General features: G+C 63.2%; 26 protein-coding genes. 14 read left to right on the plus strand and 12 right to left on the minus strand.

The features are described from left to right. Window positions 1-169 precede the first annotated feature (169 nt). From FJ949_RS30465 to FJ949_RS26325, 4 genes are all read right to left on the minus strand, one after another. Window positions 170-340 (minus strand): hypothetical protein, encoded by a 171-nt coding sequence (locus FJ949_RS30465; protein ID WP_181165419.1) that lies wholly within the window; start codon window positions 338-340, stop codon window positions 170-172. 129 nt (window positions 341-469) lie between these two features. Continuing rightward, window positions 470-1,504 carry a PAS domain-containing sensor histidine kinase gene (locus FJ949_RS26315; protein ID WP_140500587.1) on the minus strand — a complete coding sequence of 345 codons (1,035 nt, stop codon included), beginning with the start codon at window positions 1,502-1,504 and terminating at the stop codon, window positions 470-472. Window positions 1,505-1,681: 177 nt separating this feature from the next. Then, window positions 1,682-1,846, minus strand: coding sequence for a DUF1328 domain-containing protein (locus FJ949_RS26320; protein ID WP_006203859.1), 165 nt, complete (start codon window positions 1,844-1,846; stop codon window positions 1,682-1,684). Window positions 1,847-2,029: 183 nt separating this feature from the next. Further along, window positions 2,030-2,824, minus strand: a complete 795-nt coding sequence (locus FJ949_RS26325) for a response regulator (RefSeq protein WP_140500589.1) — start codon at window positions 2,822-2,824, stop codon at window positions 2,030-2,032. A 219-nt stretch (window positions 2,825-3,043) separates the two neighbouring features. Between FJ949_RS26325 and FJ949_RS26330 the strand changes: the two genes are divergently transcribed. Together FJ949_RS26330 and FJ949_RS26335 are read left to right on the plus strand one after the other, a co-directional pair. Further along, window positions 3,044-3,247, plus strand: a complete 204-nt coding sequence (locus tag FJ949_RS26330) for a NepR family anti-sigma factor (protein WP_181165418.1) — start codon at window positions 3,044-3,046, stop codon at window positions 3,245-3,247. A gap of 3 nt (window positions 3,248-3,250) precedes the next feature. Continuing rightward, complete coding sequence (locus FJ949_RS26335) at window positions 3,251-3,802, plus strand: RNA polymerase sigma factor (protein WP_140500591.1); 552 nt, start codon at window positions 3,251-3,253, stop codon at window positions 3,800-3,802. Window positions 3,803-3,874: 72 nt separating this feature from the next. Here FJ949_RS26335 and FJ949_RS26340 read toward each other — a convergent pair whose 3' ends face one another. Then, the gene (locus FJ949_RS26340; protein ID WP_140500637.1) at window positions 3,875-4,324 is read right to left on the minus strand and encodes a response regulator; all 450 of its coding nucleotides are present in this window, start codon (window positions 4,322-4,324) and stop codon (window positions 3,875-3,877) included. Window positions 4,325-4,368: 44 nt separating this feature from the next. Here FJ949_RS26340 and FJ949_RS26345 point away from each other — a divergent pair, with 44 nt between their 5' ends. From FJ949_RS26345 to FJ949_RS26355, 3 genes are all read left to right on the plus strand, one after another. Beyond that, window positions 4,369-5,130, plus strand: a complete 762-nt coding sequence (locus FJ949_RS26345) for a Crp/Fnr family transcriptional regulator (protein WP_140500592.1) — start codon at window positions 4,369-4,371, stop codon at window positions 5,128-5,130. A 193-nt stretch (window positions 5,131-5,323) separates the two neighbouring features. Continuing rightward, entirely contained in the window at window positions 5,324-5,650 is a 327-nt protein-coding gene (locus FJ949_RS26350; RefSeq protein WP_140500593.1) for a DUF883 family protein, read from the plus strand. 10 nt (window positions 5,651-5,660) lie between these two features. Continuing rightward, window positions 5,661-6,125: a hypothetical protein gene (locus FJ949_RS26355; RefSeq protein ID WP_140500594.1), complete on the plus strand. Its 465-nt coding sequence runs from the start codon at window positions 5,661-5,663 to the stop codon at window positions 6,123-6,125. A gap of 42 nt (window positions 6,126-6,167) precedes the next feature. On the opposite strand, the gene FJ949_RS26360 is transcribed toward FJ949_RS26355, so the two are convergent. Continuing rightward, the gene (locus tag FJ949_RS26360; RefSeq protein WP_224681157.1) at window positions 6,168-7,700 is read right to left on the minus strand and encodes an HWE histidine kinase domain-containing protein; all 1,533 of its coding nucleotides are present in this window, start codon (window positions 7,698-7,700) and stop codon (window positions 6,168-6,170) included. A 158-nt stretch (window positions 7,701-7,858) separates the two neighbouring features. Here FJ949_RS26360 and FJ949_RS30470 point away from each other — a divergent pair, with 158 nt between their 5' ends. Beyond that, a complete protein-coding gene (locus tag FJ949_RS30470) occupies window positions 7,859-8,032 on the plus strand; it encodes a hypothetical protein (protein WP_181165417.1) in 174 nt (57 codons plus the stop codon). A 29-nt stretch (window positions 8,033-8,061) separates the two neighbouring features. Here FJ949_RS30470 and FJ949_RS26365 read toward each other — a convergent pair whose 3' ends face one another. After that, window positions 8,062-8,982 carry a diacylglycerol kinase family protein gene (locus FJ949_RS26365; protein WP_140500595.1) on the minus strand — a complete coding sequence of 307 codons (921 nt, stop codon included), beginning with the start codon at window positions 8,980-8,982 and terminating at the stop codon, window positions 8,062-8,064. A 276-nt stretch (window positions 8,983-9,258) separates the two neighbouring features. Here FJ949_RS26365 and FJ949_RS26370 point away from each other — a divergent pair, with 276 nt between their 5' ends. Next, the gene (locus tag FJ949_RS26370; RefSeq protein WP_140500596.1) at window positions 9,259-10,569 is read left to right on the plus strand and encodes a PRC-barrel domain-containing protein; all 1,311 of its coding nucleotides are present in this window, start codon (window positions 9,259-9,261) and stop codon (window positions 10,567-10,569) included. A gap of 62 nt (window positions 10,570-10,631) precedes the next feature. Here the strand turns inward: FJ949_RS26370 and FJ949_RS26375 are convergent, their stop codons facing one another. After that, on the minus strand, window positions 10,632-12,197 hold the full coding sequence (locus FJ949_RS26375) for an alkaline phosphatase family protein (protein ID WP_140500597.1): 1,566 nt from the start codon (window positions 12,195-12,197) through the stop codon (window positions 10,632-10,634). A 221-nt stretch (window positions 12,198-12,418) separates the two neighbouring features. Here FJ949_RS26375 and FJ949_RS26380 point away from each other — a divergent pair, with 221 nt between their 5' ends. The 4 genes from FJ949_RS26380 to FJ949_RS26395 all read left to right on the plus strand — a co-directional run bounded on the left by FJ949_RS26380 (window position 12,419) and on the right by FJ949_RS26395 (window position 15,495). After that, a complete protein-coding gene (locus tag FJ949_RS26380; RefSeq protein WP_140500598.1) occupies window positions 12,419-13,366 on the plus strand; it encodes a VOC family protein in 948 nt (315 codons plus the stop codon). Further along, the gene (locus tag FJ949_RS26385; protein WP_140500599.1) at window positions 13,363-13,992 is read left to right on the plus strand and encodes an alpha/beta hydrolase; all 630 of its coding nucleotides are present in this window, start codon (window positions 13,363-13,365) and stop codon (window positions 13,990-13,992) included. Before FJ949_RS26380 ends, FJ949_RS26385 begins: the two co-directional genes overlap by 4 nt. Next, entirely contained in the window at window positions 13,985-14,284 is a 300-nt protein-coding gene (locus tag FJ949_RS26390; protein ID WP_140500600.1) for a GNAT family N-acetyltransferase, read from the plus strand. Before FJ949_RS26385 ends, FJ949_RS26390 begins: the two co-directional genes overlap by 8 nt. Window positions 14,285-14,436: 152 nt before the next feature. Next, window positions 14,437-15,495, plus strand: a complete 1,059-nt coding sequence (locus FJ949_RS26395) for a dipeptidase (RefSeq protein WP_140500601.1) — start codon at window positions 14,437-14,439, stop codon at window positions 15,493-15,495. Window positions 15,496-15,500: 5 nt separating this feature from the next. Here FJ949_RS26395 and FJ949_RS26400 read toward each other — a convergent pair whose 3' ends face one another. From FJ949_RS26400 to FJ949_RS26415, 4 genes are read right to left on the minus strand one after another with little or no spacing between them, the layout of a single operon-like run. Further along, complete coding sequence (locus tag FJ949_RS26400; RefSeq protein ID WP_140500602.1) at window positions 15,501-15,755, minus strand: hypothetical protein; 255 nt, start codon at window positions 15,753-15,755, stop codon at window positions 15,501-15,503. A gap of 2 nt (window positions 15,756-15,757) precedes the next feature. Further along, the gene (locus FJ949_RS26405; protein ID WP_140500603.1) at window positions 15,758-16,981 is read right to left on the minus strand and encodes an aminomethyltransferase family protein; all 1,224 of its coding nucleotides are present in this window, start codon (window positions 16,979-16,981) and stop codon (window positions 15,758-15,760) included. A 51-nt stretch (window positions 16,982-17,032) separates the two neighbouring features. Further along, entirely contained in the window at window positions 17,033-18,598 is a 1,566-nt protein-coding gene (locus FJ949_RS26410; protein WP_140500604.1) for an NAD(P)/FAD-dependent oxidoreductase, read from the minus strand. Then, a complete protein-coding gene (locus tag FJ949_RS26415) occupies window positions 18,585-20,204 on the minus strand; it encodes an NAD(P)/FAD-dependent oxidoreductase (RefSeq protein ID WP_140500605.1) in 1,620 nt (539 codons plus the stop codon). Before FJ949_RS26415 ends, FJ949_RS26410 begins: the two co-directional genes overlap by 14 nt. Before the next feature lie 201 nt (window positions 20,205-20,405). On the opposite strand from FJ949_RS26415, the gene FJ949_RS26420 reads away from it, so the two are divergent. From FJ949_RS26420 to FJ949_RS26430, 3 genes are read left to right on the plus strand one after another with little or no spacing between them, the layout of a single operon-like run. Continuing rightward, complete coding sequence (locus FJ949_RS26420; protein ID WP_140500606.1) at window positions 20,406-21,206, plus strand: class I SAM-dependent methyltransferase; 801 nt, start codon at window positions 20,406-20,408, stop codon at window positions 21,204-21,206. Window positions 21,207-21,233: 27 nt separating this feature from the next. Continuing rightward, window positions 21,234-21,920 (plus strand): transcriptional regulator BetI, encoded by a 687-nt coding sequence (betI, locus tag FJ949_RS26425; RefSeq protein WP_224647079.1) that lies wholly within the window; start codon window positions 21,234-21,236, stop codon window positions 21,918-21,920. Between the two features lie 33 nt (window positions 21,921-21,953). Then, window positions 21,954-23,054, plus strand: a complete 1,101-nt coding sequence (locus FJ949_RS26430) for an ABC transporter substrate-binding protein (protein WP_140500608.1) — start codon at window positions 21,954-21,956, stop codon at window positions 23,052-23,054. Window positions 23,055-23,130 lie beyond the last annotated feature (76 nt).

The following is a 23,130-nucleotide window of genomic DNA, read 5'->3' on the forward strand; positions in this document are numbered from 1 at the left end:
CACTTCGTGTCCTCACTTTAATAAGCTCCAGCCGTCACTTAGCATGAAAAAACGACCTTTGCTGCTCCAATTTATTGTTGGTGAAGAGAGTCTTTTTCTGGGCGCAGCTTTCCGATGCCTCGGCCGCCGAAAACCCGAGCGATGTGCGCGCGCGAACGTGGGGGCGGGATCAGGCCAGCTGGGACAGGGCGATCAGGACAATTGCCGCGGCCAACGCCGGAGCGACGATGGGCAGGATGCCATGAGCAACCGGCGATGCTGTGGATGTCTCGGGATCCTGGATTTCGCCCATCGAAATGCGAGCGGCATGCTCGAGTCTGTTGATATCGGCGACCGTCAAGGCGCTCCTCCCCACTATGCTGCGGCAAAGCCCTCGAAAGCATGCTCGTCGGCTCGGCAGTTCCATCGGTATCTGGCAAAAACAGCATCTGCTTCTATGGTGAACAGCCGGTTAAAAAATGGCGGTCGCCTACTCCGTCTCGAAATTGCCGTGCGGAACAACGAGATGGTATTCGAGGCGACCATCCGCGATCTCGAGGCGCGCCGTTCCGTTCAGGGAAGAGGGCACTACGCGTTCCAGTGCGACGCTGCCGAAGCGCTTTTTGCCCTCTTGGTTGCTGTCGGTTCCTATGGTTTCGGCCCAGGTCAGCGACAGGGCAATGCCGCCATCGGCGGCGGTGTCGAGGACGGCGGTCACTTCGACGAAGCCCTCCGGCCGCGACAGGGCGCCATAGCTGACCGAGTTGACGGCCAGTTCATGCATCGCAAGGCCGATATGCAGCGCGGCGTTGGGGTTGAGGTAAGGATTTGCGCCGCGGAAGCGAAGGCTGTGCGACGCGTCCGTCCCGTAGCGGCCGACCTGACCGGCGACGAGTTCGCGAAGGGCAGCACCGCGCCAGTTGGAGGAGGTTACCAAATCCTGGGAGGAGGCCAGCGACTGGAGCCGGCCGCGAAAGCGGGTCAGGAAATCGCCGATGCTGTCGGAATAGCGTCCCGTCTGGGTGGCGATGCTCTGGATGATTGCCAGCAAATTCTTCGAGCGGTGCGTGACTTCGCGCAACAGCGTCGTCAGCGTCTGTTCGCGGCGTCGCTGCTCGGTCGTCTCGACCATGGTGGTGACGACACCTTGCACGTCGCCGGCCTCGCCATGGTCGGCGTCGATCCAGACCTGAAACCAGCGCATGCCGTCCTCCATCGGGACGCCGATCTCGAGGCGCTGCGGATCGCCGCTTGCGACGACGTTGCGCTTGGCAGCGCCAATGCGGTCGGCCTGTGCCGGCGGCAGGATGCCGTCGCCCTCGCTGCTGTCGGCGGCCCAGGGCGCACGCATGTTCCGCGCCCAGACCGTTTTCATGTCGCGGTCCTGGTAGAGGACGGAAATGCCGGCATTGTGCAGTGCGTGGAGAAGCGCCCGGCCAAGTTGCATGCCGCTTTCGGCGGGATGCAGGGCGATGACCTCGTCCCCCCGCTCGTTCTTCTTGGTATCTCGAGCCCTGGAACGCATCCGACCTGTTCACCCAACTCAGGCTGAACGGCTCACCGTCCAATGGGTTCCAAGGCAGGTTTTACGGGAACCAGACGCCCAAAAGCGGTCCGCCGGGCGGCGTCCTTGTGGGACACCACCCGGCGGTGGCTGGAAACCGTTTGAGGGGTGCGGCTTCCAGTGTTCGCCTGATAACTCTCAGGCCCGTCTGAACAGGCCGGCGAGAAGCGAAATGATGAGGAAAGCGAGAAAGATGAAGAACAATATCTGCGCTATCCCGGCAGACGTACCAGCAATGCCGCCGAAACCAAGCGCGCCGGCGATGATTGCCACGACAAGAAATACGAGCGCCCAGTAAAGCATGGTTCCATCTCCTTCCAACTATGTGAGAAAAACGTGGGTGGATGCGGTTTGTTCCACTTTTTGCCGAAAAAGACGATCCCCCCGCGCACCATCGTGGCGCGGAAAAGCAAGGCGCGGCCAGCGGAACCTTCCGGCTGGTCGCGCCCTGCTTTTGCGCGCGTTTGCGACTTCAGTTGCGCATGGCTATGCGGCTGCTTTCGCCTGCCGGTCGAAGAACAGAGCCTGGCTGATCAACGCCTTGACCATGTCCGGGTTGAACGGCTTCGTCACCAGGAAAGCCGGTTCGGGGCGCTCGCCGGTCAGGAGACGCTCGGGAAAGGCGGTGATGAAGATCACCGGCACGGAAGTCGACGACAGAATCTCGTTCACCGCCTCGATGCCCGAGCTGCCGTCGGCGAGTTGGATGTCCGCGAGCACCATCTTCGGCCGCGTCTTGCCGAACATCGTCACCGCTTCGGCATGGGTGCGGGCGGTGCCGACGACCCGATGGCCCAGGCTCTCGACCATCTCCTCTATATCCATGGCGATCAGCGGTTCGTCCTCGATGATCAGCACGTCGGTCGCCACCTGGCGGGAAATCTCGTTGCTCGCCTGGGCAAGCAGTTCTGAGAATTCCTGTTCGCCGACGCCAAGAATTTCGGCCGCCTCATCCTCGCTGAAACCCTCGACGGCCACCAGAAGGAAGGCCTGGCGGGGAAGCGGCGCGATCGCATTGAGATTGGCCGCAGCGCGCTGTTCCCATGCCGATTGCGCCTGTTCTTGTGGAACGCGGATGGCGACGGACGTGAACAGTTTGGCGAAGACCTTGTACAGCGCGATTCGGTCGCTGGATGCCTCGGGAAAAATGTCGACATCGGCGATGATGGCCTCGAGCATCGCGGCAACCAGCGCGTCGCCGCTCTCCTGCGATCCCGATACGGCACGCGAGAAGCGGCGCAGGAACGGCAGGTGCGGAGCGATGGTGGCGGATAAACTCATGACGGACGTCTCCCTCAGATGACGTGATTGACTAAAAATGCAGGTCAAGCCCCATTGCAAGCCCCAACGACACAAACGCGGGCTTTCGCAAAAAGTTCCGGCCCCGGGAACTAATACGCCTGAACGGCGTTTGAATTGGGGATGGGCAACCAGACGAGGATGCCGCTTGTGTTGTGTTGAGTTATGTTGAGCGGCTATGGGGCTGGATTAAAGGGCGAAATGAAGGAAATGACGAAAGATGTCTTGACTGGCGCCTCAATCAGGCGCCGGAACGGCGTGGGCGACCCGCTCGGGCCGAATTCCGAAATCGGACGCAAACTCAAGCAGTATTACGACGAGCTGGTCTCCGACGATGTGCCGGATCGTTTCGCGCAGTTGCTCAGCCAACTGGAGCGGGCCGAGCCCGCACAGAAAAAGGACTGAGGCATGGCAACGGTCTCACAAGGCTTCAAGACCGATCTGCTTGGGGCAATACCGAGCTTGCGTGCCTTCGCAGTGTCACTGACGCAGAATGCCGACAAGGCCGACGACCTCGTGCAGGAAACGCTGGTCAAGGCCTGGGACAAGCATGAGAGCTTTCAGCCCGGTACCAACCTGAAGGCATGGCTCTTCACCATCCTGCGCAACGAGTTCTATTCGCAGATGCGCAAACGCGGCCGCGAGGTGCAGGACAGCGACGGCATCATGACAGCCAGGCTTGCGGTGCATCCCGCCCAGCACGGCCAGCTCGACCTCAAGGATTTCCGCGGTGCGCTCGAGCAACTGCCCGAAGACCAGCGCGAGGCCATCATCCTCATCGGCGCCTCGGGCTTCTCTTACGAGGAGGCGGCCGAGATTTGCGGTTGCGCGGTCGGGACGATCAAGAGCCGCGTCAGCCGAGCCCGCACGCGCCTGCAGGAGATACTGAAAATCTCCGGCGAAGACGAGTACGGTCCCGATGCGATCTCAGCACAGGTCACGGGCACGGCGGCGCACTAAAAAAGCGTCGCATCGAAACGGCTGACAGAATCGCCATCGCATCCGCTCTGACTCTTACGCGATGCGACGTCGTCAGGCGGGCGGGACTCGTCCGCAGGCCCGGGCCACCGCTTCCACAAGATCTTCGCCCGAATAAGGTTTGCTGACCAGCCTTATCCCTGGAAAGGCAACCTTGATCTCGTCCGCATCCGAATAACCGGAGGCAAAGACGAAGGGCACGCCCGTTTCACGCAGGCGCGATGCAAAGTCGAAAGTCGGAGTGCCCCCCAGCATGAGGTCGACGATCGCCGCATCGAATTGGGTGGCAACCTGTCGGCCATCGATCTCGGCCAGGTCACGGACAAGCACCACGTCGTCGGCGCCGTGATCACGGCAAAGCTGCTCGACATCCATGGCGATGAGAAATTCATCTTCCAGGACAAGAATGCGCAATCCGTCAAGCAAAGGCGACACAGGCAATGGCTCCTTGAAACGCAGCGAGTCATGATCGCTATTTGACGCGCTGTCATTTAAAAAAGACATGCCACCGCAGCGGCTGAGCCCGCGGCTCTCGAGGAGCGGTCGAAATGTCAATCCAGAACGGCCTTGCTTCCTCCAGCCGCCGGTACGATTGCGAGAATTGCCCACTGCGGCCGCTGCCGGGTTTCCGCAAATTCGAGAGATCGGAACTGGCCTTCATCGACAAATTGAAGAAAGGCGAGCTCGCGGTCGACAAGGGCGCAACGGTGCTGGTGGAAGGACGCCGCAGCACTCATCTCTACACGGTGCTGTCGGGCTGGGCTTTCCGCTACAAGCTGTTGTCGGATGGCCGCCGTCAAATCCTCAACTACGCCATCCCTGGAGATCTCATCGGGCTGCAAGGCAGCGTGATGGGCGAAATGCAGCATTCCGTCGAAGCCTTGTCGCCGATGCTGCTTTGCGTGTTCGAGCGGGAGTCCCTGCATGAGCTTTTCCGCAACCATCCGGGCCTGGCCTATGACATCACCTGGATCGCGTCGCGCGAGGAGCGGATGCTGGATGAGAACCTGCTCAGCGTCGGCCGCCGCAGCGCGATCGAGCGCACCGCCTATCTCATCGCCTTCATCGGCAGCCGGGCCAAGGCCGTTGGCCTCAATGGCGGGCGGCTCACCCGGATCGCGTTCACGCAGCAGCACATCGCCGATACGCTCGGGCTGTCGTTGGTCCATACCAACAAGACGATTCGCAAGCTGATGGATCGCAAGCTGATCGCGTGGCGCGATGGCGGCTGCGAGATCATCGATCATGAAGGGTTGAAGCAGCTTGCCGGCTGGGAGGGGCAGGGCAAGGAACGGCGGCCGCTGATCTGACCGGATGCAGGAGGCCCCGTTTTGAGCTAGGGTCCAGATCGATGGAACCGGGACGGCCTCTATCCATTGGATTGAGCGTGATCTTTTGGCAAACCGACACCCGCTTTGCGGGATCATGCCCGTTTATCCGAGGGGCTCGGAACTTTGAGACATGCAGCGCGTTGAAACCAAAGCAATCACAGGGAGTTAAGCGATGGCAGCTGCCGCAGGAAAGAACGCAGGCGAAGCGCGGGCGAACTCGGACCTCGAAGCCGATATCAGGCAGTTGAAGGCCGATATCGACAAGCTCACGAAGCAGTTGGCCAAGACAGGCGAGCATGGATACGGCACCGCCCGCCGTGCCGCCGCCGAAGGTGTCGAGCATCTGCGCGCCCAAGGCGAGGCAGCCTTTGACAGCCTGCGCAGCAACACCAGGGATATCGAGGCGCAGATAGCGGCAAGCGTGCGCGAGAAGCCGGTGACTTCATTGGCGATCGCCGCCGGCGTCGGCTTCCTGTTTGCGCTCCTGGCGCGCCGCTAGTCCCGCTCAAATGGGATTGCTGGCTTCCCTTGTCTCGGGCCTGGCTTCGGGCGAAACCGTTGCAGCCATGCGCCGCGCGCGCACGGCTGCAATTGTCTATGCGCTTGCCGCGCTTGCGGCGCTGTGCGGTCTCGGCTTCCTGATCGGGGCCGGCTATATCTGGGCTGCGGACCGCTATGGGCCGCTCGCTGCGGCGTTGGGATTCGGCGTCGGCTTTCTGATCGTCGCGGGCCTGATCTTGCTGATCTATCGCTTCTCGGCCGGCTCGCGCGCACGGCGCCGGGCAGAACGGCGCAAGGCGGACATGACGGCAATCGGGGTCACCGCCGCACTGGCCGCTCTGCCGGCGCTGCTCAAGGGAAAGGGCGGCCTCGGGGCCATTCTCGGTCCCGCCGTGGCGTTGGCGGCTTATGCCATCTACCGCGAGAACGTGAAACCAGGTCCCGGCGGGCCGGCTGGCGGCGATCCTGATTGAGGCTGACCGGATGAAGGCTGGGCCCGGATTAAGGCTGGGCGGTCACTTGGAGAGATCCTCCAGCGGCATGGATATTTCGGCAAAGACGCCTTCCGGCCGGAACTCGTGCGTCACTTCGCTGGAGATGACCTTGGCCAGGCTGCGGCGGATCAGGATCGAGCCGAAGCCGTGCCGCTCGGGCGGGGCAACCGCAGGACCGCCGCTTTCGCGCCAGCTCAGGACAAGGCGCCGGTCGCTTTTTCTGCCTTGTGTCTTCCAGCTCAGATCGACCTTGCCGGATGTTGCCGACAGCGACCCATATTGTAGGGCGTTGCTGGCCAGTTCGTGCAAGATCAGGCCCAGCCCCACTGCCTGGTCCGGCGACAGCAACAGATCGGGACCGGTGATCGTCATGCGCAGTTGCTCGGCGGTGTCGAAGGGCCTCACCTCGATCTGGATGAGTTCATGGATGCCGATGCCGCGCCATTCCCGGTCGGACAGGAGATTATGGGCAATGCCGAGTGCCTGGAGCCGGGCGCCGAAGGCTTCCAGGAAAGCGCTCGGCTGCCGGGCATGGCGCACGGTCTGCGTCGCCAGCGCCTGAACGGTCGCCAGCGTGTTCTTGACGCGATGATTGAGTTCGCGAAGCAGCAGCCTTTGCCTTTCCTCCCCAAGCTTGCGTTCGGATATGTCGTAATTGACCCCGAAGATCAGCGTCGGCTTGCCGTCGCCATCGCGCTCGATGACGCGGCCGCGCGTCGCCAGCCAGCGGGGTGGATGGAAGCCTTTCACGCGGTACTCGCCGAAATAGTCGTCGCCGCCGGCCAAGGCGTCGCGGAAGCGGGTTTCGGTTTGATAGACGTCGCGTGGATCTATTGCCATCAGGATGTCGCGCGCCCGCAACCGGTTCGATCGCGGCAGATTGAACAATTCCGGCAGCAAACCATCGCATTCGATCATGTCGGTGCGGATGTCCCAGGCCCAGCTGGCAAGCGATGCCGCGTCGAGCGCTATGGCGCGCCGTTTTTCTTCGCGAACCAGCGCCGCCTCGGCGATGGCGCCGCTGCGCGTCGCATCCTTCAGCGTGAACAGGCTGGCGGCTAGGCCGGCCAGCGCCTTCAACTGGTCGAGCCTGACGCGCGATGGAAAGGGACGGGGCTTGCGGTCGAAAACGCAGAGCGTTCCGATCCTGGCGCCGGCGACGGTCACCGGCGCGCCCGCAAAGAAGCGGATGTGATGCTTGCCCGTGACCAGTGAGTTGGCTTTAAAACGCGGATCCAAGGTCGCGTCGGGTACCACCATCAGTTCGCCGCCCGCGGCAATCGCATGGGCGGAGAAGGAGATGTCGGTTGCGGTCTCCATCTCGTCCAGGCCGACACGCGACTTGAACCATTGCCGCTCGACGTCGACGAGCGTAACCAGCGCGATCGGTGCGCGCATGGCGGCCGCGGCAAGGCGGCTGACGCCGTCGAAGTCGGCGTCAGTCATCGTATCCAGCGCCTGCAAGCCGTGCAGCACGGCCAGCCGGCCGGCGTCGTTGACGACGTGCATTACTTCGGCCGGAAGGCCCGGCGCCAATTTCGCCGCCTTGTTCACCAGCGCCCCCGACGCTTCCTCGCGAGCCCTCCGACTTCGCCTTCCCGACTTGCCGGCGAAGGGCTTGGCCAAACGCGGAACCTTCGTAGCAAGGAACCGTTACCCGAAGATGTTTTGCCAGAGACGCTCAACGCGTCCACATCGCATCGAGGCCGGCTATGCCCAAGACCATTCCTGAAAACAAAGCGCGTCAGGGACACTGGGGCTGGCACGGCTTGCGGATCCTGATTGCGGGACTTCTCCTGGCCTTTGTCGTTTGGGGCATCGTCGAGATTTACGGCGAGTACACGAAATCCCCGACCACCGAACAAGGCAGCGCTCCGAGCGGCTAGTCTTCTGTTCCTCGTCGGCTGCCCCTGCATCAGGCCGCCTTTGCCCGCATGGCGTGCCGCGGCACCAGCACGTTCAAGGCGCCCGGGTGGATTTCGATGGTAATTTCGTCCTCGAGCTTGATAAGTTCACCGTCGAGGACGGCGCGGTATTTCCTGGCCGCCGACCGGATCTTCAGCACAGCCCGCTCTGTCTGATGGATTTCGACATGTTCATTGTCACGCCATTTGCCACGCGCGACGTTGAAGAAGAACTTGACCAGTTCGGCGCGCTGCCGCGCGACCGTGACATAAATGCCGAGCACGCCGCCCGCCGGATTGTCGGCAAAGGGCAGGTGACCCTCGCCAAACAGGTTGTTGGTGACGCCGACGCCGGTGGTTCGCGCCGTGATCTCGGCCTCGCCAATGGTCAGGGTGACCGTCATCGCCGGCGGATTCTTGATCGTCTGCCAAGCCGCTTTCGCGGATGCCCGCATCTTGCCCAGCCGGGAGCCGAACTCCATGTTCTGGCGTAGCTGCACCATCTTGGCGTGCATGCCGATCGAGAACTGATGCACGAAAGGCCGGCCATTGGCGGTGGCGATGTCCACCGCCATCACCTCGCCATCGGCGAAGGATCGCAAAGCCGCATCGAGCGTCTGCGGGATGCCGAGCCCGCGCGCGAAGAGGTTCATGGTGCCTGCGGGCAATATGGCCAGCGCCTTTTTCTTGCCCATCAGCCGCGCCGCCGCCGCCGATATCGTGCCATCGCCGCCGCCGGCGAGAACCACGTCGATGCCGCGACGCGAAGCCGCGTTGTCCAATGCCGGCACGATGTCCTTGCCGGCAACCACGTCGATATCGATGGAATGGCCTGCTGCCTCCAGCAGGTCGCGCATGCGATCGCGAAAGCCATCCAGGTCGAGGGTGCGCAAGGTGCCACCGTCCCGGTTCAGCACCGCCGCAAACCGCATGTCCCCTCCGTGTTCTCAAAAAAACTCCGAGCCGGAGAAGCTCCAGCCGTCGGCTGAACGGCGCAAGTGGCAAAAAGGTTCCGGATGATGCGGCGAATTTCCCTTTGCAGGACGCAAGTTGCGGGCCGCGTGTGCGGAGAATATGCGTCCTGGCTTTTGTCGGAACAATGGGCGCAGTCACGACGTTGTGATCAGGCGAATGCCGCGTTCGCCCGTCGCCGGTGACGGCGGAGGCCGGTGCGGCATGCATGAAATCAGGCACGAGGAGACACCATCATGATCCGCAATCTTCTAGCCACGACTGCTCTTGCCATGTTCGTGGCGACGGGCGCGCATGCGCAGACAACTCCGACACCGGCTGCGCCTGGCGCGGAGCAACCCGCCGCTCCTGTGGTGCACGCCGAGGGCAGCATCGCCACCAACATCATCGGTGAATCGGTTTATAACGGCACCGGCGACAATGCCGAGAATATCGGCAAAGTAACCGACATCGTCTTCGACAAAGACGGTCAGGCCAAATCCATAGTCATCGGCGTCGGGGGCTTTCTGGGCGTTGGGACGAAGAATGTCGCGTTCGATTACGACAAGCTGCAGTGGGCCGAGAAAAACGGCGACCGCTGGCTGGTCGCCCAGACGACCAAGGACCAGTTGACGGCGCAGCCGGAGTTCGACACCAAGCCCTATGCTCCGGCACCGGCCGCACCGACAGCGGCACAGGCGCCGTCAACATCCGCGCCGAGCGATACCGCCCAGGCGCCAGTCGACATGAACGCGGCTCCGGCGGAACCGGTGAAGCGCGCCGACGGCAATCTCGCCACCAATATCATCGGTGAGAGCGTCTATAACGGGACCGGCGACGATGCGCAGAACATCGGCAACGTCAACGACATCGTCCTGACCAAGGAAGGCAAGGCGCAATCACTGGTCATCGGCGTCGGCGGCTTCCTCGGCATCGGCGAGAAGAACGTCACGTATGATTTCGGCAAGGCCCAGTGGGCCGAGAAAAACGGCGACCGCTGGCTGGTGGCCCAAACCACCAAGGAAGAGCTGCAGGCATTGCCGGACTTCAACCGCAAGGCTTATGATCCGGCTCCGGTCACGACGGCATCGAACGCACCTGCTGCGTCCACCCCGGCCGTCGCGCCGACAACCAATACGGCTCCGATGGACAAGACGGCGCAGGCCCCGTCCGCCTCCACCCCTGATGCGACCGCTCCCGACCAGACGAAGACCGCAGCGATCGACAAATCGAAACTGACCGAAATGCCTGTCGGCGAGGTCAGGGGCGACGATCTCAAGGGTACCACAGTTTATGGCGCCAACGACGTCAAGGTCGGCGAGATCGGCGATGTCGTGCTGACGCCCGACAACAAGACCGACGCGGTCATCGTGGATGTCGGCGGTTTCCTCGGCGTCGGCGAGAAGGAAGTCGCCGTCGGCATGGACAACCTGAAATTCATGACCGACAAGGACGGTAACAAATATCTCTACACGACCTTCACCAAGGAGCAGCTCGAGGCCCAGGCCGCCTATGACAAAGGCAGCTATGCGCAGAACCGCGAGCAGCAGCGGATGATCGTGAGATAGCAACAACGGCAGTAGGGCAGTAGGGCAGTAGGGCAGTAGGGCAGTAGGGCAGTAGGGATTCCCTATTCCCCTACTGCCCTACTTACATAGCCCACAACGCCATCCCTGGTCAGCTCCGCCAGCGCCAGCGACTGGTCGAGATGTTCGGTCCGCCAGGCAAGCAGCCGTTCGGCGAACTCGAGCCTGATCGGGAGATAGGCGGGATCGGCGGCGAGATTGGCGAGCTCGGCGGGATCCTTTTCCAGGTCGAACAGCAATGGCGGCAGGCCGCCGCCGAAATGCACATATTTGAATTTTTCCGTGCGGATCACGGCGAGATTGCACTGGCGCGAGGCAAGGCCGAAATGCCGTTCGGCTTCGCCTTCCGCGATCGAACGGAAATCGAATTCCCAATGCGCGGCGTCGCGCCAGTCCGGCGGCTCCTCGCCGGCGATGAACGGCCGCAGCGAATGACCGTCGAGGTGCGGCGCCGGTTCGCCCCCCAGCAGGTCGAGCAAGGTCGGCAATATGTCCACCGCCTCGGTAAAGCGGTCGACGGCCACGCCTGCGGTGCGGCCGTGACGCGGGTCGCGGATGACCAAGGGGATATGATAGCTGGCGTCGAAGAAGCCGCCTTTGCCCAGCATGAAATGGTCGCCCATCATCTCGGCATGGTCGGAGGTAAGCACAACGATGGTGTCGTCCCACGCGCCCGCCGTCTTGACCGCCTGCCAGATTCGGCCGAGCTGCGCATCGACTTCCGAGATCATGCCGTAATAGATCGCGCGGATGCGGCGGAAATCATCCTCGCTCCAGTCATGTACACTGCCTGCGGCGCCAGGTCGAAACTTGTGCTTTTTCTGCCTGCCGAAATCGTAGGCGAGATAGGGATGGCTGTCCGCCTCTTTCTGCCAGTCTGCCGCACGGCGAAAGTCGGGGCCGTCGGCGGGGTCGTACACGGTGTCGTATGGTGCAGGCACGATGAAAGGCGGATGCGGGCTGATGAAAGAGAGATGCGCGAACCAGGGCGCGGCATGCTCCTGTTCGCCCAGCCATCGGATGAATTCGCCGGCAAGAAAAGCGGTCGGCGTCTGCTCCTTCGAATAGACGGGCGGCGCACTCGTCACGGAGCCGGCATCGCCTGCCCCGTTCGCCGGTCGATGGATCGCGGGGGAGCCGGCGTCGGTATCGATGCCCTGCATTCCCAGCCATGACAGCCACTGCTTCTGATGCTCTGGCAGCAATTGGCGCACCGTGAAACCAGGAAGCACGCCTTCATAGCTTCGCAGCCGCGGATCAGCCGGAGCGAGCCGGCGCGGATCCAGCGATACGTCGGTGTAGCCGAACAGCGTCGGATCGTAGCCCAGCGCGCGCGCCGAAAGCGCTATATTGCCGTGACGGGCATCGAGCGGCGTGCCGTTGCGGCAAACCCGGTTATTCATCTGGTAGAGGCCGGTATAGAGGCAGGCACGGGCCGGCGAGCAGGGTGCCGCGCCGCCATAGTGCCGCTTGAACAATACGCCTTCCGCTGCCAATGCGTCGGCATTCGGCGTCTTCACCAGGGGATGGCCGGCCGCCGAAAGGCAATCGCCGCGCCACTGGTCGCAGGTGATCAGGAGAACGTTCGGACGCCTGCCTTTTCCGGTCACTGGCGATAATCCTTGGCTAATGTGCGAGCGTCGCTCATGGAACCGAAATCCCGCCCCGGCGCAAGCCCGGGCTGCTGGTGGATCGGTGAACAAATTGCTTTCGATTGTTCACTTCCAGAGTACAGTCCATCCCGCCTTTGCCGCCTTTGACGGGGACAGGCCGATGCTCATATTGGCGGCGACAGCGGCAGGGGCCGCAATAGAACAAGGGAGCGGCACTCATGCTCGACCAGATCAAGGGTTTGCATCACGTCACCTCGATGGCCAGCGATGCCCGCCAGAACAATGAGTTCTTCACTGGGAAGCTCGGCCTGCGCCGGGTCAAGAAAACGGTCAATTTCGACGCGCCCGACGTCTACCATCTCTACTATGCCGACGAGCTCGGCACGCCGGGTTCGGTGATGACCTATTTTCCGTTTCCCAATATCGGCAAGGGCCGTCACGGCGTCGGCGAAGTCGGCACCACCGCCTATTCGGTGCCGGAAGGCACGCTCGCCTATTGGGAAAGGCGCTTCGCCGAGGAAGGTATCGCCGGCCTTTCGCGCGAAGAGACCTTTGGCGAGAAGCGTCTGGCCTTCGCCGGACCGGACGGCGACGGTTTCGCGCTCGTCGAGGACAGGGCCGACACGCGCGCGCCATGGGCGAAGGGCGGCATTCCCGCCGACGAGGCGATCCGGGGCTTTCACTCCGTGTCGCTGCGCCTGAAGGATGGCGGCGCCACCGAGGAACTCTTGAAGTTCATGGGCTATGAGGAGCTCGACAAATCCGGCAATGTCAGGCGGCTGGCGATCAGGAACGGCAATGGCGCCGACGTCGTCGACATCGAATCGCTACCCGGTGCCGCCTTTGCCGATCTCGGCGCGGGCTCGGTCCATCACGTCGCTTTCGCCGTCGAGGATCGCGCCAGGCAGCTCGAAGTGCGCAAGGCGCTGATGGATACCGGCTACCAGGTGACGCCAGTGATCGACCGCGATTACTTCTGGGCGATCTATTTCCGCACGCCGGGCGGCGTTCTGTTCGAAGTCGCCACCAACGAGCCGGGCTTCGACCGCGACGAGGACACCGCCCATCTCGGTGAAGCTTTGAAGCTGCCGGCGCAGCATCAACACCTGCGGCCCTATCTCGAACAGCATCTGCAGAAGCTGGAAGACCGAGGGGCGGGGTCATGAGCACAGACAGCTACATCCACAAGGTGCTGCCCGGTTCGCCGGGCGGTCCGCTGCTCTTCGTCTTCCATGGCACCGGAGGCGACGAGGGCCAGCTCGTCTCGCTGGGGCGCGATCTCGCGCCCCAGGCAACCATCATCTCGCCACGCGGCGATGTGTCTGAACAAGGCGCTGCGCGCTTTTTCCGTCGCACCGGCGAGGGCGTCTATGACATGCAGGACCTGGCGCGCGCGACTCGGAAGATGGCGGGCTTCGTCAAGGCGCAGATAGCAGCGGCAAAACCGTCGGCGGTCTACGCTCTCGGCTATTCAAACGGCGCCAACATCCTGGCGTCGCTGCTGTTCGAAGCCCCTGACCTGTTCGACGCGGCGGTGCTGATGCACCCGCTGATCCCGTTCGAACCGCAGGTGAACGGGAGTCTTGCCGGGCGCCGCATTCTGGTGACCGCCGGCAGGCGGGATCCGATCTGTCCGCCGAACCTGACTTCGCGGCTCGAAGCCAATTTGCGCGCCGATGGCGCCGATGTCACAGTGGAGTGGCATGAAGGCGGGCACGAAGTGCGGCCGAACGAAATCGAGGCGGCGCGGCGGCTCTTTGCCGGCGTGGCCCAAGGAGTAAGCGATGCCTGACCAACTGCCGGAGATCGAACTCGAAGATCGTGGTTCCAAGGGCCGCTACGTGCTGCGCGGTCCGGGCGGCGCCGAGGCGGAGATGACCTTCACCAGGATCGGCGAGCACCAGATCATCATCGACCACACCGAAGTGCCCGACGCGTTTCGCGGCCAGGGTGCCGGGCTTCGGCTCGTCACCCGCGCCGTCGAGGACGCGCGCGCGGCGGGCAAGAAGATCATCCCGCTCTGTCCCTTTGCCAACGCCCAGTTCCGCCGTCATCCGGAGTGGGCCGACGTGCTGAAGGGGTAGGATCAGCCGGCGCTTTGCCAGTCCGGACCCTCGGGAGTAAAACAGTGTGATAGGCCAGCACGGCTTTGGCATTTGCACGCTCGGCCCATCTTGCCTAAGTAGATATGATATATCGCGGGCGGCGTGCGCACATCGAACCGAATGATCCCTTCATGACCGAAACCGATCTCGTTCCCGTCTTCGACGGCCATAACGACACGCTGCTCAGACTCTATCAGTCGAAAGACCCGGACGTCGAAAAGCTGTTCATGGAAGGGAAATCGGGCGGCCATATCGACCTGCCGCGCGCACGGGCCGGCGGGTTCGCCGGCGGCATGTTCGCGATCTTCCCGCCCCCTGTCGAGAGAGGCCGGCGCGGCGCTGTCCCGTCGACGCCCAGCGATGCCGAGCCGTTGCCGCCCGAACTCCCGCACAGCGATGCGCTGGCCTCGACGATCGCGATGGCCTCGATCCTGTTCAGGCTGGAACGGGCCGGAGCGCTGAGCGTCTGCCGCAATGCCGCAGATGTGCGCGGCGCCATGGTGCGCGACTCGATCGCTGCGGTATTCCATATCGAAGGGGTCGAGGCGATCGATCCCGAACTCACCATGCTCGACGTGCTGCATGCCGCCGGCTTGCGCTCGCTCGGCATCGTCTGGAGCCGCCCGAACGCTTTCGGCCATGGCGTGCCGTTCCGCTTTCCGTCCTCGCCCGATACCGGTCCCGGCCTGACCGATGCCGGCAAGGCGCTGGTCAAGGCCTGCAACCAACTCAGGATCATGATCGACCTGTCGCATCTCAACGAGAAGGGCTTTCGCGATGTCGCCGCGCTCAGCGATGCGCCGCTGGTCGCGACCCATTCCAACGTGCATGCGATCTGCGGCCACTCACGCAATCTCACCGACTGGCAGCTCGGCGCGATTCGCGAAACCGGCGGCATGGTCGGGCTGAACTTCGCCACCGGCTTCCTGCGCGAGGACGGAAAGATGAATGCCGATACCGGCCTCGACATCATGGTGCGCCACATCGATTCCCTGCTGCAGGCGCTGGGTGAGGATGGGGTTGGCCTCGGCTCCGATTTCGACGGAGCCATGATCCCGGCCGTCATTGGCGACGCCGCCGGTCTGCCGAAGCTCATCGATGCGCTCGCCGCACGCGGCTTCGGCCGCGCGCTGATCGAAAAGATCGCCTACCGAAACTGGCTGGCCATGCTGGAAAGAACCATAGGATAGGCAGGTCAGCCGAACCCCATGCGCTTCAGCCAGTCCTTGCCGACGCCGCGGTCGCGGATGATCGGCAGCGGGTTTTCCGAATCGAGCCGCGCGCAGATGCGGTAGACCTCAAGCGTCTCGGCGCTCATCTCGCCGCGCTTGTAGAAGAACATGGCGGCGGCATAGCGTGTGCGGCCCGACCATTTTTCGCCGAGCGGCGTGTTGACCAGTTCCCACTGTTCGGCCGCCTCTTCTTGCTGCTTGTCGGCTTCCTCGTCCATGGTCAGAAATCCGCCGGCGGATTGGCGGTGCGGCGATCGAGCTTGATGAACGGCCGCGGCACCACCTTGGCCCGCTTCATCAGCTTTTGGTATTGCAGCTCGCGCATTGCGTAGATCTCGACCCAGAGGTCGTCGACGACAGTATCACCATATGGTCGCACCAGCGAAGCGATGGCGATGTTGCGCTTGGCCATCGGCGACCACATGGCGGCGCTGACCAGCCCGACCTCCTGGCTCTTCCTGTGATAGACGATGGCGTGTTCGGCCGGGATGTTGCCTTCGATCTCCAGCCCGACCAGCACATGCCGCAGCTTGCGCTTGGCGCGCGCCTCGAAGATGGCGCGACGGCCGTTGAAATGGGCCTTTTCCAGATCAATCATGAAGCCGAGCCCGATCTCGTCGGGCATGCGCAAGCGGTCGGCGCGGATGGCGTGTTCGGCTGTCGTGAAGTCGGCATTGGCGACGATCAGCCCGGCTTCGAGCCGGGCGCGGTTGAGCGCGGTGTAGCCGATGGCGCGGATGCCGCGCAGTTCGCCGGCCGCCATCAGCCGGTCCCACAGGCTAAGCGCCTTGTCGACCGGCATGAACAATTCATAGCCGAGGTCGCCGGTGAAGCCGGTGCGCGAGATGGTGACGGTTTCGCCATCATGCGGGAATTCGGCGAGGTCGAATGCCTTCAGCTTTTCGACATCGGCAAAACCGGCATCACGCAGCACGGCGAAAGAGGTCGGACCTTGCAGTGCCAGGCCCGCGACGGCTTCGGTCTCTTCCTCCACCGTCACATCGAACCCGATGGCGCTGTCGAGCAGCCAAGGCAAATGCCGCTCCTGCGAGCACAGCCGGAACCGCGTTGGCGAGAGCCGGAACAGCGTGCCGTCATCGAGGACGAAGCCCTCGTCGTCGCACCACGCGGTATAATGGACGCGGCCCGGCTTCAGCCTGGTCACGTCGCGCAGCGTGACGCGGTCGAGGAAGGCCTCGGCGTCCGGTCCCTCGACGCGGTATTTGGTCATCGGCGAGATGTCGAAGAGCGCCGACTGGCTGCGAATGGCGAAATATTCGAGCTCCTCGTCCCACAGCGAATGGGGGGCGCGGTAGCCCGCCCAGTTGTACCAATCCTGGGTCTTGGCCAGAGCATCGATGCGCGGCTGGAACGGCGTGCCGAGACGCAACGTGCGGAAGTGGGATTGGGCGGCGATGCGGGCGGATGATGGTTGCTGATTCATGCTGGCGATCCTTCGCCGTAGAACGCGACTGCCGCCAACTGAAACATCGCCTTACCCCTTCATCGCAATGATGCGTCGAGCGGCGTTCAATCCAGGTGCGCCGGAGACGCCGCCGCCGGGATGTGAACCGGCACCGGCGAGAAACAGCCCGTCGAGCGGTGTGTCGTAGCCGGACCAGCCCGAGACCGGGCGCGAGATCAGCATCTGGTCGGCCTGCAACTCGCCGTGGTGCCAGTGGCCGCCCGGCATGCGGTAGCGCGTTTCGATGTCGGCGGGCGTCAAGAGCTCGGTGTGGCGCACCGTCTTGCCGATGCCTGGCGCGTAGGCTTCGAGCTGAGCCATGATTGCCTCCAGGAATTTCGCCTTGCCGGCGCCCCATCCCTCTTTCAGAGCATAGGGCGCGTATTGCACCACCGCCGACAGCACGCAGGCGCCGTCGGGCGCGAGCGATGGATCGGCGAGGCTTGGCAGCGTGATCTCCATCACCGGTTCGGGCGAGAACGCGCCGTATTTGGATGGATTGAAGGCGCGCTCGACATGATCGGGCGAGGGGGCGATAACCAGCCGCCCCCTGTGGCCGGCGGCATCGACACCTGTGAATTGCGGCGGCCTGTCGAGCGCCAGGTGAAGCTTGGCGACATCACCCTTCATGCGGATGTTGTTCACCTTGCGCACGAAGCCGGTGTCGAGTTCGCGTGGACCGACAAGGTCGAGCAAAGTCGTCGCCGGATTTGTCGCGGAGACGATCGTCCTGGCGCGCAGCACCTCGCCATTGTCCAATGCGATACCGACGGCACGGCCTTTCTCGACAATGATCCTTGCGACAGGCGCCGATGTGCGGACGTTCACGCCCGCCTTTTCGGCCGAGGCGCGGATGGCGGCGATCACCGCGCCCATGCCGCCCTTCGGCACTGTCTGCGCGCCGGCCGCACCGCCGGCCTCGCCGGCCAGCCGGTAGTAGAGGCCGAGCAACGAGGTGGGCGAGCGCGGACCGAGATGGCTGCCGAGCGTCGCGTCGAAGGCCAGCAGCCCTTTCAGCCTGATGTCGGCAAGCTGCTCGTCGAGCAGGTCGGCGACGTTCATCAAAAGCACACGCAGGAAATCGCGCATGTCTTCCTTGCCGAGCCTTTTCAGCGCCAGTGCGGCCTGGCCGAGCGCCGCTGTCTCCAGCAGCGACATGCCGGCCAGCTCGGGCGGACGACGCGAGAGGAGGGGTTCCAGGATGCCGGCATAGCGAAGCAGTTGCGCGCGCAACTGCTTCCACGCGGATTGCTCGGACAAACTTGCGCCGGTCAGCGTTTCGCCATAGGCGCTGTGCAGGACCAGCGGGGAGCCGTCCATCGACAGCGCAACCGACGGCGCGAAGTCGTCTGGGGTGATCCGCAGGCCATGCTTCTCCAGTTCCAGCGTCTTCACCACGTCGGCATGCAGGCGGTTCAGCAGATGGGCGATCGACGAGACATGAAAACCCGGCGCGAATTCCTCCGTGCGCGCGGCGCCGCCGAGATCGGCTCCCGCTTCCAGCAGCAGCACCTTGCGCCCTGCCTTCGCCAGCGTGACAGCAGTGACGAGGCCATTATGGCCGCCGCCAATGACGATTGCATCATATGACGTCATGGGCCGGGCTCATATGCGAGGTCGATTTGGCGAGATCGCGCAGGATCTCGGCCGCGGCATTTCGGCCGGGCGCGCCCATGACGCCGCCGCCGGGATGGGTCGAGGAGCCGCACATATAAAGACCGCCGACCGGCGAGCGGTATTGCGCGTAGCCCGGCACCGGGCGGTTGAACAGAAGCTGGTCGAAGGTCAGTTCGCCCTGGAAGATGTTGCCTTCGGTGAGCCCGACCTCGGCCTCGATTTCGCGCGGCGTGCGCACCTCCATGTGGACGATGCGGTCGCGAAAGCCGGGCGAGTAGTCGGCAATCTGCGCGATCACGCTTTCGGCGAATCCGTCGCGATCGGCGTCGGACCATTCATGGCCGTTCACCTTGGGCGGCGCGTATTGCACGAAGCAGCTCATGAAGTGTTTTCCCGGCGGCGCCATCGTCGGGTCGAGCGTCGTCGGGATGACCATGTCGAGGAAAGGATCGGCCGACCAGCGCCCGGCCTTCCAGTCGTCATAGGCGCGCTCCATGCGCTCCATCGAATCGGTGAAATGCATGTCGCCGCGATAGACCGGCGAATCCTTCGGCAGAGCCGGGAATTCGGGCATCGAGTCCAGCGCGATGTTGACCTTGCCGGACGAACCTCGGATCTTGAAGTTCCTGACCCGGCGCAGGAAAATCTCGGGCAGTTCCTTTTCCTCGACCAGTTTCAGGAAGGTTCGCTTCACGTCGGCGTTGGAGACGACGAGCTTGCCACGGATCTCCTCACCGCCGGCCAGCACCACACCCTTGGCCTTGCCGCGGCTCACCAGAACATGGTCGACCTCGGCGCCGGTGCGAATGGTTCCACCCGACGCCTTGAAGGATGCCGCCAGCGCTTTTGTCACCGCGCCCATGCCGCCGCGCGCATAGCCCCAGGCGCCGACCGAGCCGTCGACCTCGCCCATATAGTGGTGCAGCAGCACATAAGCCGTGCCGGGCGACATCGGCCCGAGCGCCGTGCCGATGATACCGGACAAAGCGAAATTGGCCTTGATGACATCGGTCTCGAAATATTCATCGAGGAAGTCCGAGATCGACATGGTCCAGAAGCGCAGCGTCAGCGCCATTTCCTCCGCCGACAGGCCCGCGAATTTCTTGCCCAGATAAAGGAGCTCGCCCAGATCCCGCGGCCGCAGACTGGTCGGGTCGGGCGCGGTGCGCATCAACAGCGGCTGGATGAAACGGCACTGGCGCGTCACGTCGCGCGCATAACGGTCGTAGGCTTCGGCATCGCGTTTCGAGAAGCGCGCAAATTCGCGCCGGTGTGCATCATGGTCCCGGTAATTGGCGAGATAATCGCCATCCCTGGTGAACACCGCGCCGCCCTCATAGGAGATAACCTGCAGGCCGAAGCGCGGCAGTTCGAGGTCGCGCATGATTTCAGGGCGAAACAGCGAACAGACATAGGAACAGTTGGAATAGAGGAAGCCCGACGTCAATTCCCGGCTGGTGGCGGCGCCGCCGACCCAGGGATTCTTCTCCACCACCAGCACGTCGAGCCCGGCGCGCTGGAGATAGCAGGCGTTGACCAGTCCGTTGTGTCCGCCGCCGATGACGATCGCATCCCAAGCTTTCATTTTGGCCCAGTCTTTCCATGCGATCCGCTGTTCATTTTGGCGTAATCCGTCCCCTCAATGCGCGAAATTTGGCACGGTAGTCGTCGTTTTGTCCAGCCGTATTGAATGAATGTTCAACAAATGATGTTGCGTTTTCCCAGACCTGGGCTAGGCTTTGCAGGCGTTCGAGACGGACATTCGTCGATTGGGGATCGAGGGTTGATGATCGAAACGGCCGAGGCCGAGCCGGAGTACGACGGAGCCGCCATCCGCTTCCTCGAGGCGCTGTGGGGCGACGGCTACCTGTCGCCGGGCGGGCCCGACGAAGTCGACCGCGTGCTCGAGGGACTTTCGCTCGCAGGCAAGACCGTGCTCGACATCGGCTGCGGGTCCGGAGGCATCACGCTGCATCTGGTCGAACGGCATGGCGCCGCGCACGTCACCGGCTTCGATGTCGAGCGGCCGGTGATCGAAACGGCCAGGCGCCGGGCAGCCTCCCGCGGGCTTGCCGACCGCGCCAGCTTCATCCAGGCGCCGCCTGGGCGGTTGCCTTTCGAGGATCAGTCGTTCGACGTCGTCTTCTCCAAGGATGCGCTGCTGCATGTCGCCGACAAGGATGCGCTGTTTGCGGAGATATTCCGCGTGCTCAAGGCCGGCGGCGCCTTTGCGGCATCAAACTGGATGATCTCGCATGACGGCGAACCATCACCGGAGATGAAGGCCTATGTCGCCGCCGAAGGGCTGTCCTTCGCGATGGCCTCGCCGGCGCGCTACGCACAGGCGATGCGCCAGGCGGGCTTTGCCGAGATCGCGGTTCGCGACCGCAATCCCTGGTACCGCGAGGTGGCGCGGGGCGAACTGGAAAGGCTGAAGGGGCCGCTCTATCCGACGGTCGCGGCGGCAGTGGGCGCCGCCTATGTCGACAAGAACATACGAACCTGGGAGGCCATTCAGAAGGTGCTTGACAGTGGCGAGCACCGTCCCACTCATCTTCGCGGGCAAAAACCGAAGATGGTCGGCTAGCCGGCGATGTGGAGCATGACCGCACCCATGAAAATTGCAGCACGCCAAGAGCAGTCCGCCGAGGCATCGAGCGAACCCGAGAAACGCGGGCGCAAGGCCTCCAAGGAGGTCAGGCAGCTTCAGCTGATCGAGGCGACGATCGATTCGCTGGCCAAGCGCGGCTATTCGGAGACGACGATGGCCGACGTCGCCGATGGCGCGGGCCTGTCGCGCGGCATCGTCAATTTCCATTTCGAGAGCAAGGAAAAACTGCTGATCGCGACCTTGCAGCATATGTATGACGAGTACTCGGCGCATTGGCGCAATGCCTTGGAGAAAGCGGGGAACGACCCCGCCGACCAGTTGCGGACCCTGGTCGCGGCCGATTTCGACCGTTCGATCTGCAACAAGCGCAAGCTGGCGGCCTGGTGCGCCTTCTGGGGCGAGGCCAAGTCGCGGCCGACCTACCAGGCGCTGAGCAGCGCCCGCGATGCCGTCTACCAGAACATCTTCATCGAGCTTTGCGCGACGCTCAAGCAAAGCGGCGGATATGACTACGAGCCGCAGGTCATGGCGCTGGCGCTCAGCGCGATGCTGGAGGGGCTGTGGCTGCGCTTGATGATGGGCACCGAAGACACCACCCGCGAGAGCGCCTTGCAGGCAGCCAACGAATTCCTGTCGGCCGCATTCCCTAAACATTACCAGGGAGCAGCCGCCACCCGTCGCAAGGCATGAAGCAATCGATAAATAAAAGAGGATGGAACAGCAATGAAGACATCAATCCAGCGGCTGACATTGGCCCGACGCCTGACATTGACCCTGGCATTGACCGGCGTGCTGGCGGCCTCGGCCGCAGCCCTGGCGGTTGCCGCCGACAAAGACCTGGTCGTGTTCGACTGGTCCGGCTATGAGGATCCGAGCTTCCATCCGAAATATGTCGAAAAGAACGGCGATTCGCCGACCGTCGCCTTCTTTGGCGACGAGGACGAGGCGTTCGAAAAGGTGCGCTCGGGTTTCAAGGCCGATCTCGGCCATCCCTGCTCGCAGAGCGTGGTGAAATGGCGCGAGGCCGGCCTGCTGCGGCCGCTCGACACATCGAAGATCACAGGCTGGAAAGATCTCAATCCCGGAATCATGGCGATGAAGGATCTCGCCACGACCGCGGACGGCAAGGCCTGGTTCATGCCCTGGGACTGGGGCAACACCCAGCTCACCTATAATTCCGAAAAGGTCGACGCCAAGGACGTGCAGTCGCTGAAGGCGTTCGCCGATCCGAAGTTCAAGGGCCGGGTGTCGATCGGCGACAATGTCGACGACGCCTATGCGCTGGCGAGCCTCGCCATCGGCGTCAAGGACTGGACCAAGATGACCGACGACCAGTTCAAACAGGCGTCGGATTTCCTGCGCCAGGTGCATAAGAACGTGCGCTCCTACTGGACCGACACAACGGACGTGGTGCAGCTTTTGAGCGGCGGCGAGGTCGATCTTGCCTGGGCATGGAACGACGCCACCGTGCAATCGGTCGCCGCCGGCGTGCCGATCAAGGCCAAGAAGGACACTAACGAAGGCATTTCGACCTGGGTCTGCGGCTATGTGCTGTTCAAGGACGCGCCCGGCAATGTCGACAAGGCATATGATTATCTGAACGCCGTCAACGATCCCGAAACCGCCAAGGTGCTGGTCAAGGACTGGGGCTATGGCCAGGCCAACGCCAAGGGCATGGCCGGCGTCGATCAGGCCGTCCTGAAGGAAAAAGGCTATGACGATGTGCAGAAATTCGTCGACAAGACGCTGTTCCAGTCGCCGGTGCCGTCGCAGCTCAAGCTCAAGATGATCGCCGAGTTCGAGAAGATCAAAGCCGGATATTGAGCCGGCTCGGCCGCCCGTCCGCCTGCGGAGATGGTGGGTGGACGGGCTCGCCAAGAGAGGCGAATTCTCATAACCT

The organism is Mesorhizobium sp. B2-4-1 (assembly GCF_006442185.1).
Classification (GTDB): Bacteria; Pseudomonadota; Alphaproteobacteria; order Rhizobiales; family Rhizobiaceae; genus Mesorhizobium.

Bases quoted from the DNA above. Each gene is read 5' to 3' on its own strand.
- FJ949_RS26315 (WP_140500587.1), bottom strand. From the start codon at position 1,504: ATGCGTTCCAGGGCTCGAGATACCAAGAAGAACGAGCGGGGGGACGAG.
- FJ949_RS26320 (WP_006203859.1), bottom strand. From the start codon at position 1,846: ATGCTTTACTGGGCGCTCGTATTTCTTGTCGTGGCAATCATCGCCGGC.
- FJ949_RS26325 (WP_140500589.1), bottom strand. From the start codon at position 2,824: ATGAGTTTATCCGCCACCATCGCTCCGCACCTGCCGTTCCTGCGCCGC.
- FJ949_RS26330 (WP_181165418.1), top strand. From the start codon at position 3,044: ATGAAGGAAATGACGAAAGATGTCTTGACTGGCGCCTCAATCAGGCGC.
- FJ949_RS26335 (WP_140500591.1), top strand. From the start codon at position 3,251: ATGGCAACGGTCTCACAAGGCTTCAAGACCGATCTGCTTGGGGCAATA.
- FJ949_RS26340 (WP_140500637.1), bottom strand. From the start codon at position 4,324: ATGTCTTTTTTAAATGACAGCGCGTCAAATAGCGATCATGACTCGCTG.
- FJ949_RS26345 (WP_140500592.1), top strand. From the start codon at position 4,369: ATGTCAATCCAGAACGGCCTTGCTTCCTCCAGCCGCCGGTACGATTGC.
- FJ949_RS26350 (WP_140500593.1), top strand. From the start codon at position 5,324: ATGGCAGCTGCCGCAGGAAAGAACGCAGGCGAAGCGCGGGCGAACTCG.
- FJ949_RS26355 (WP_140500594.1), top strand. From the start codon at position 5,661: ATGGGATTGCTGGCTTCCCTTGTCTCGGGCCTGGCTTCGGGCGAAACC.
- FJ949_RS30470 (WP_181165417.1), top strand. From the start codon at position 7,859: ATGCCCAAGACCATTCCTGAAAACAAAGCGCGTCAGGGACACTGGGGC.
- FJ949_RS26365 (WP_140500595.1), bottom strand. From the start codon at position 8,982: ATGCGGTTTGCGGCGGTGCTGAACCGGGACGGTGGCACCTTGCGCACC.
- FJ949_RS26370 (WP_140500596.1), top strand. From the start codon at position 9,259: ATGATCCGCAATCTTCTAGCCACGACTGCTCTTGCCATGTTCGTGGCG.
- FJ949_RS26380 (WP_140500598.1), top strand. From the start codon at position 12,419: ATGCTCGACCAGATCAAGGGTTTGCATCACGTCACCTCGATGGCCAGC.
- FJ949_RS26385 (WP_140500599.1), top strand. From the start codon at position 13,363: ATGAGCACAGACAGCTACATCCACAAGGTGCTGCCCGGTTCGCCGGGC.
- FJ949_RS26390 (WP_140500600.1), top strand. From the start codon at position 13,985: ATGCCTGACCAACTGCCGGAGATCGAACTCGAAGATCGTGGTTCCAAG.
- FJ949_RS26395 (WP_140500601.1), top strand. From the start codon at position 14,437: ATGACCGAAACCGATCTCGTTCCCGTCTTCGACGGCCATAACGACACG.
- FJ949_RS26400 (WP_140500602.1), bottom strand. From the start codon at position 15,755: ATGGACGAGGAAGCCGACAAGCAGCAAGAAGAGGCGGCCGAACAGTGG.
- FJ949_RS26405 (WP_140500603.1), bottom strand. From the start codon at position 16,981: ATGAATCAGCAACCATCATCCGCCCGCATCGCCGCCCAATCCCACTTC.
- FJ949_RS26410 (WP_140500604.1), bottom strand. From the start codon at position 18,598: ATGACGTCATATGATGCAATCGTCATTGGCGGCGGCCATAATGGCCTC.
- FJ949_RS26415 (WP_140500605.1), bottom strand. From the start codon at position 20,204: ATGAAAGCTTGGGATGCGATCGTCATCGGCGGCGGACACAACGGACTG.
- FJ949_RS26420 (WP_140500606.1), top strand. From the start codon at position 20,406: ATGATCGAAACGGCCGAGGCCGAGCCGGAGTACGACGGAGCCGCCATC.
- betI (WP_224647079.1), top strand. From the start codon at position 21,234: ATGAAAATTGCAGCACGCCAAGAGCAGTCCGCCGAGGCATCGAGCGAA.
- FJ949_RS26430 (WP_140500608.1), top strand. From the start codon at position 21,954: ATGAAGACATCAATCCAGCGGCTGACATTGGCCCGACGCCTGACATTG.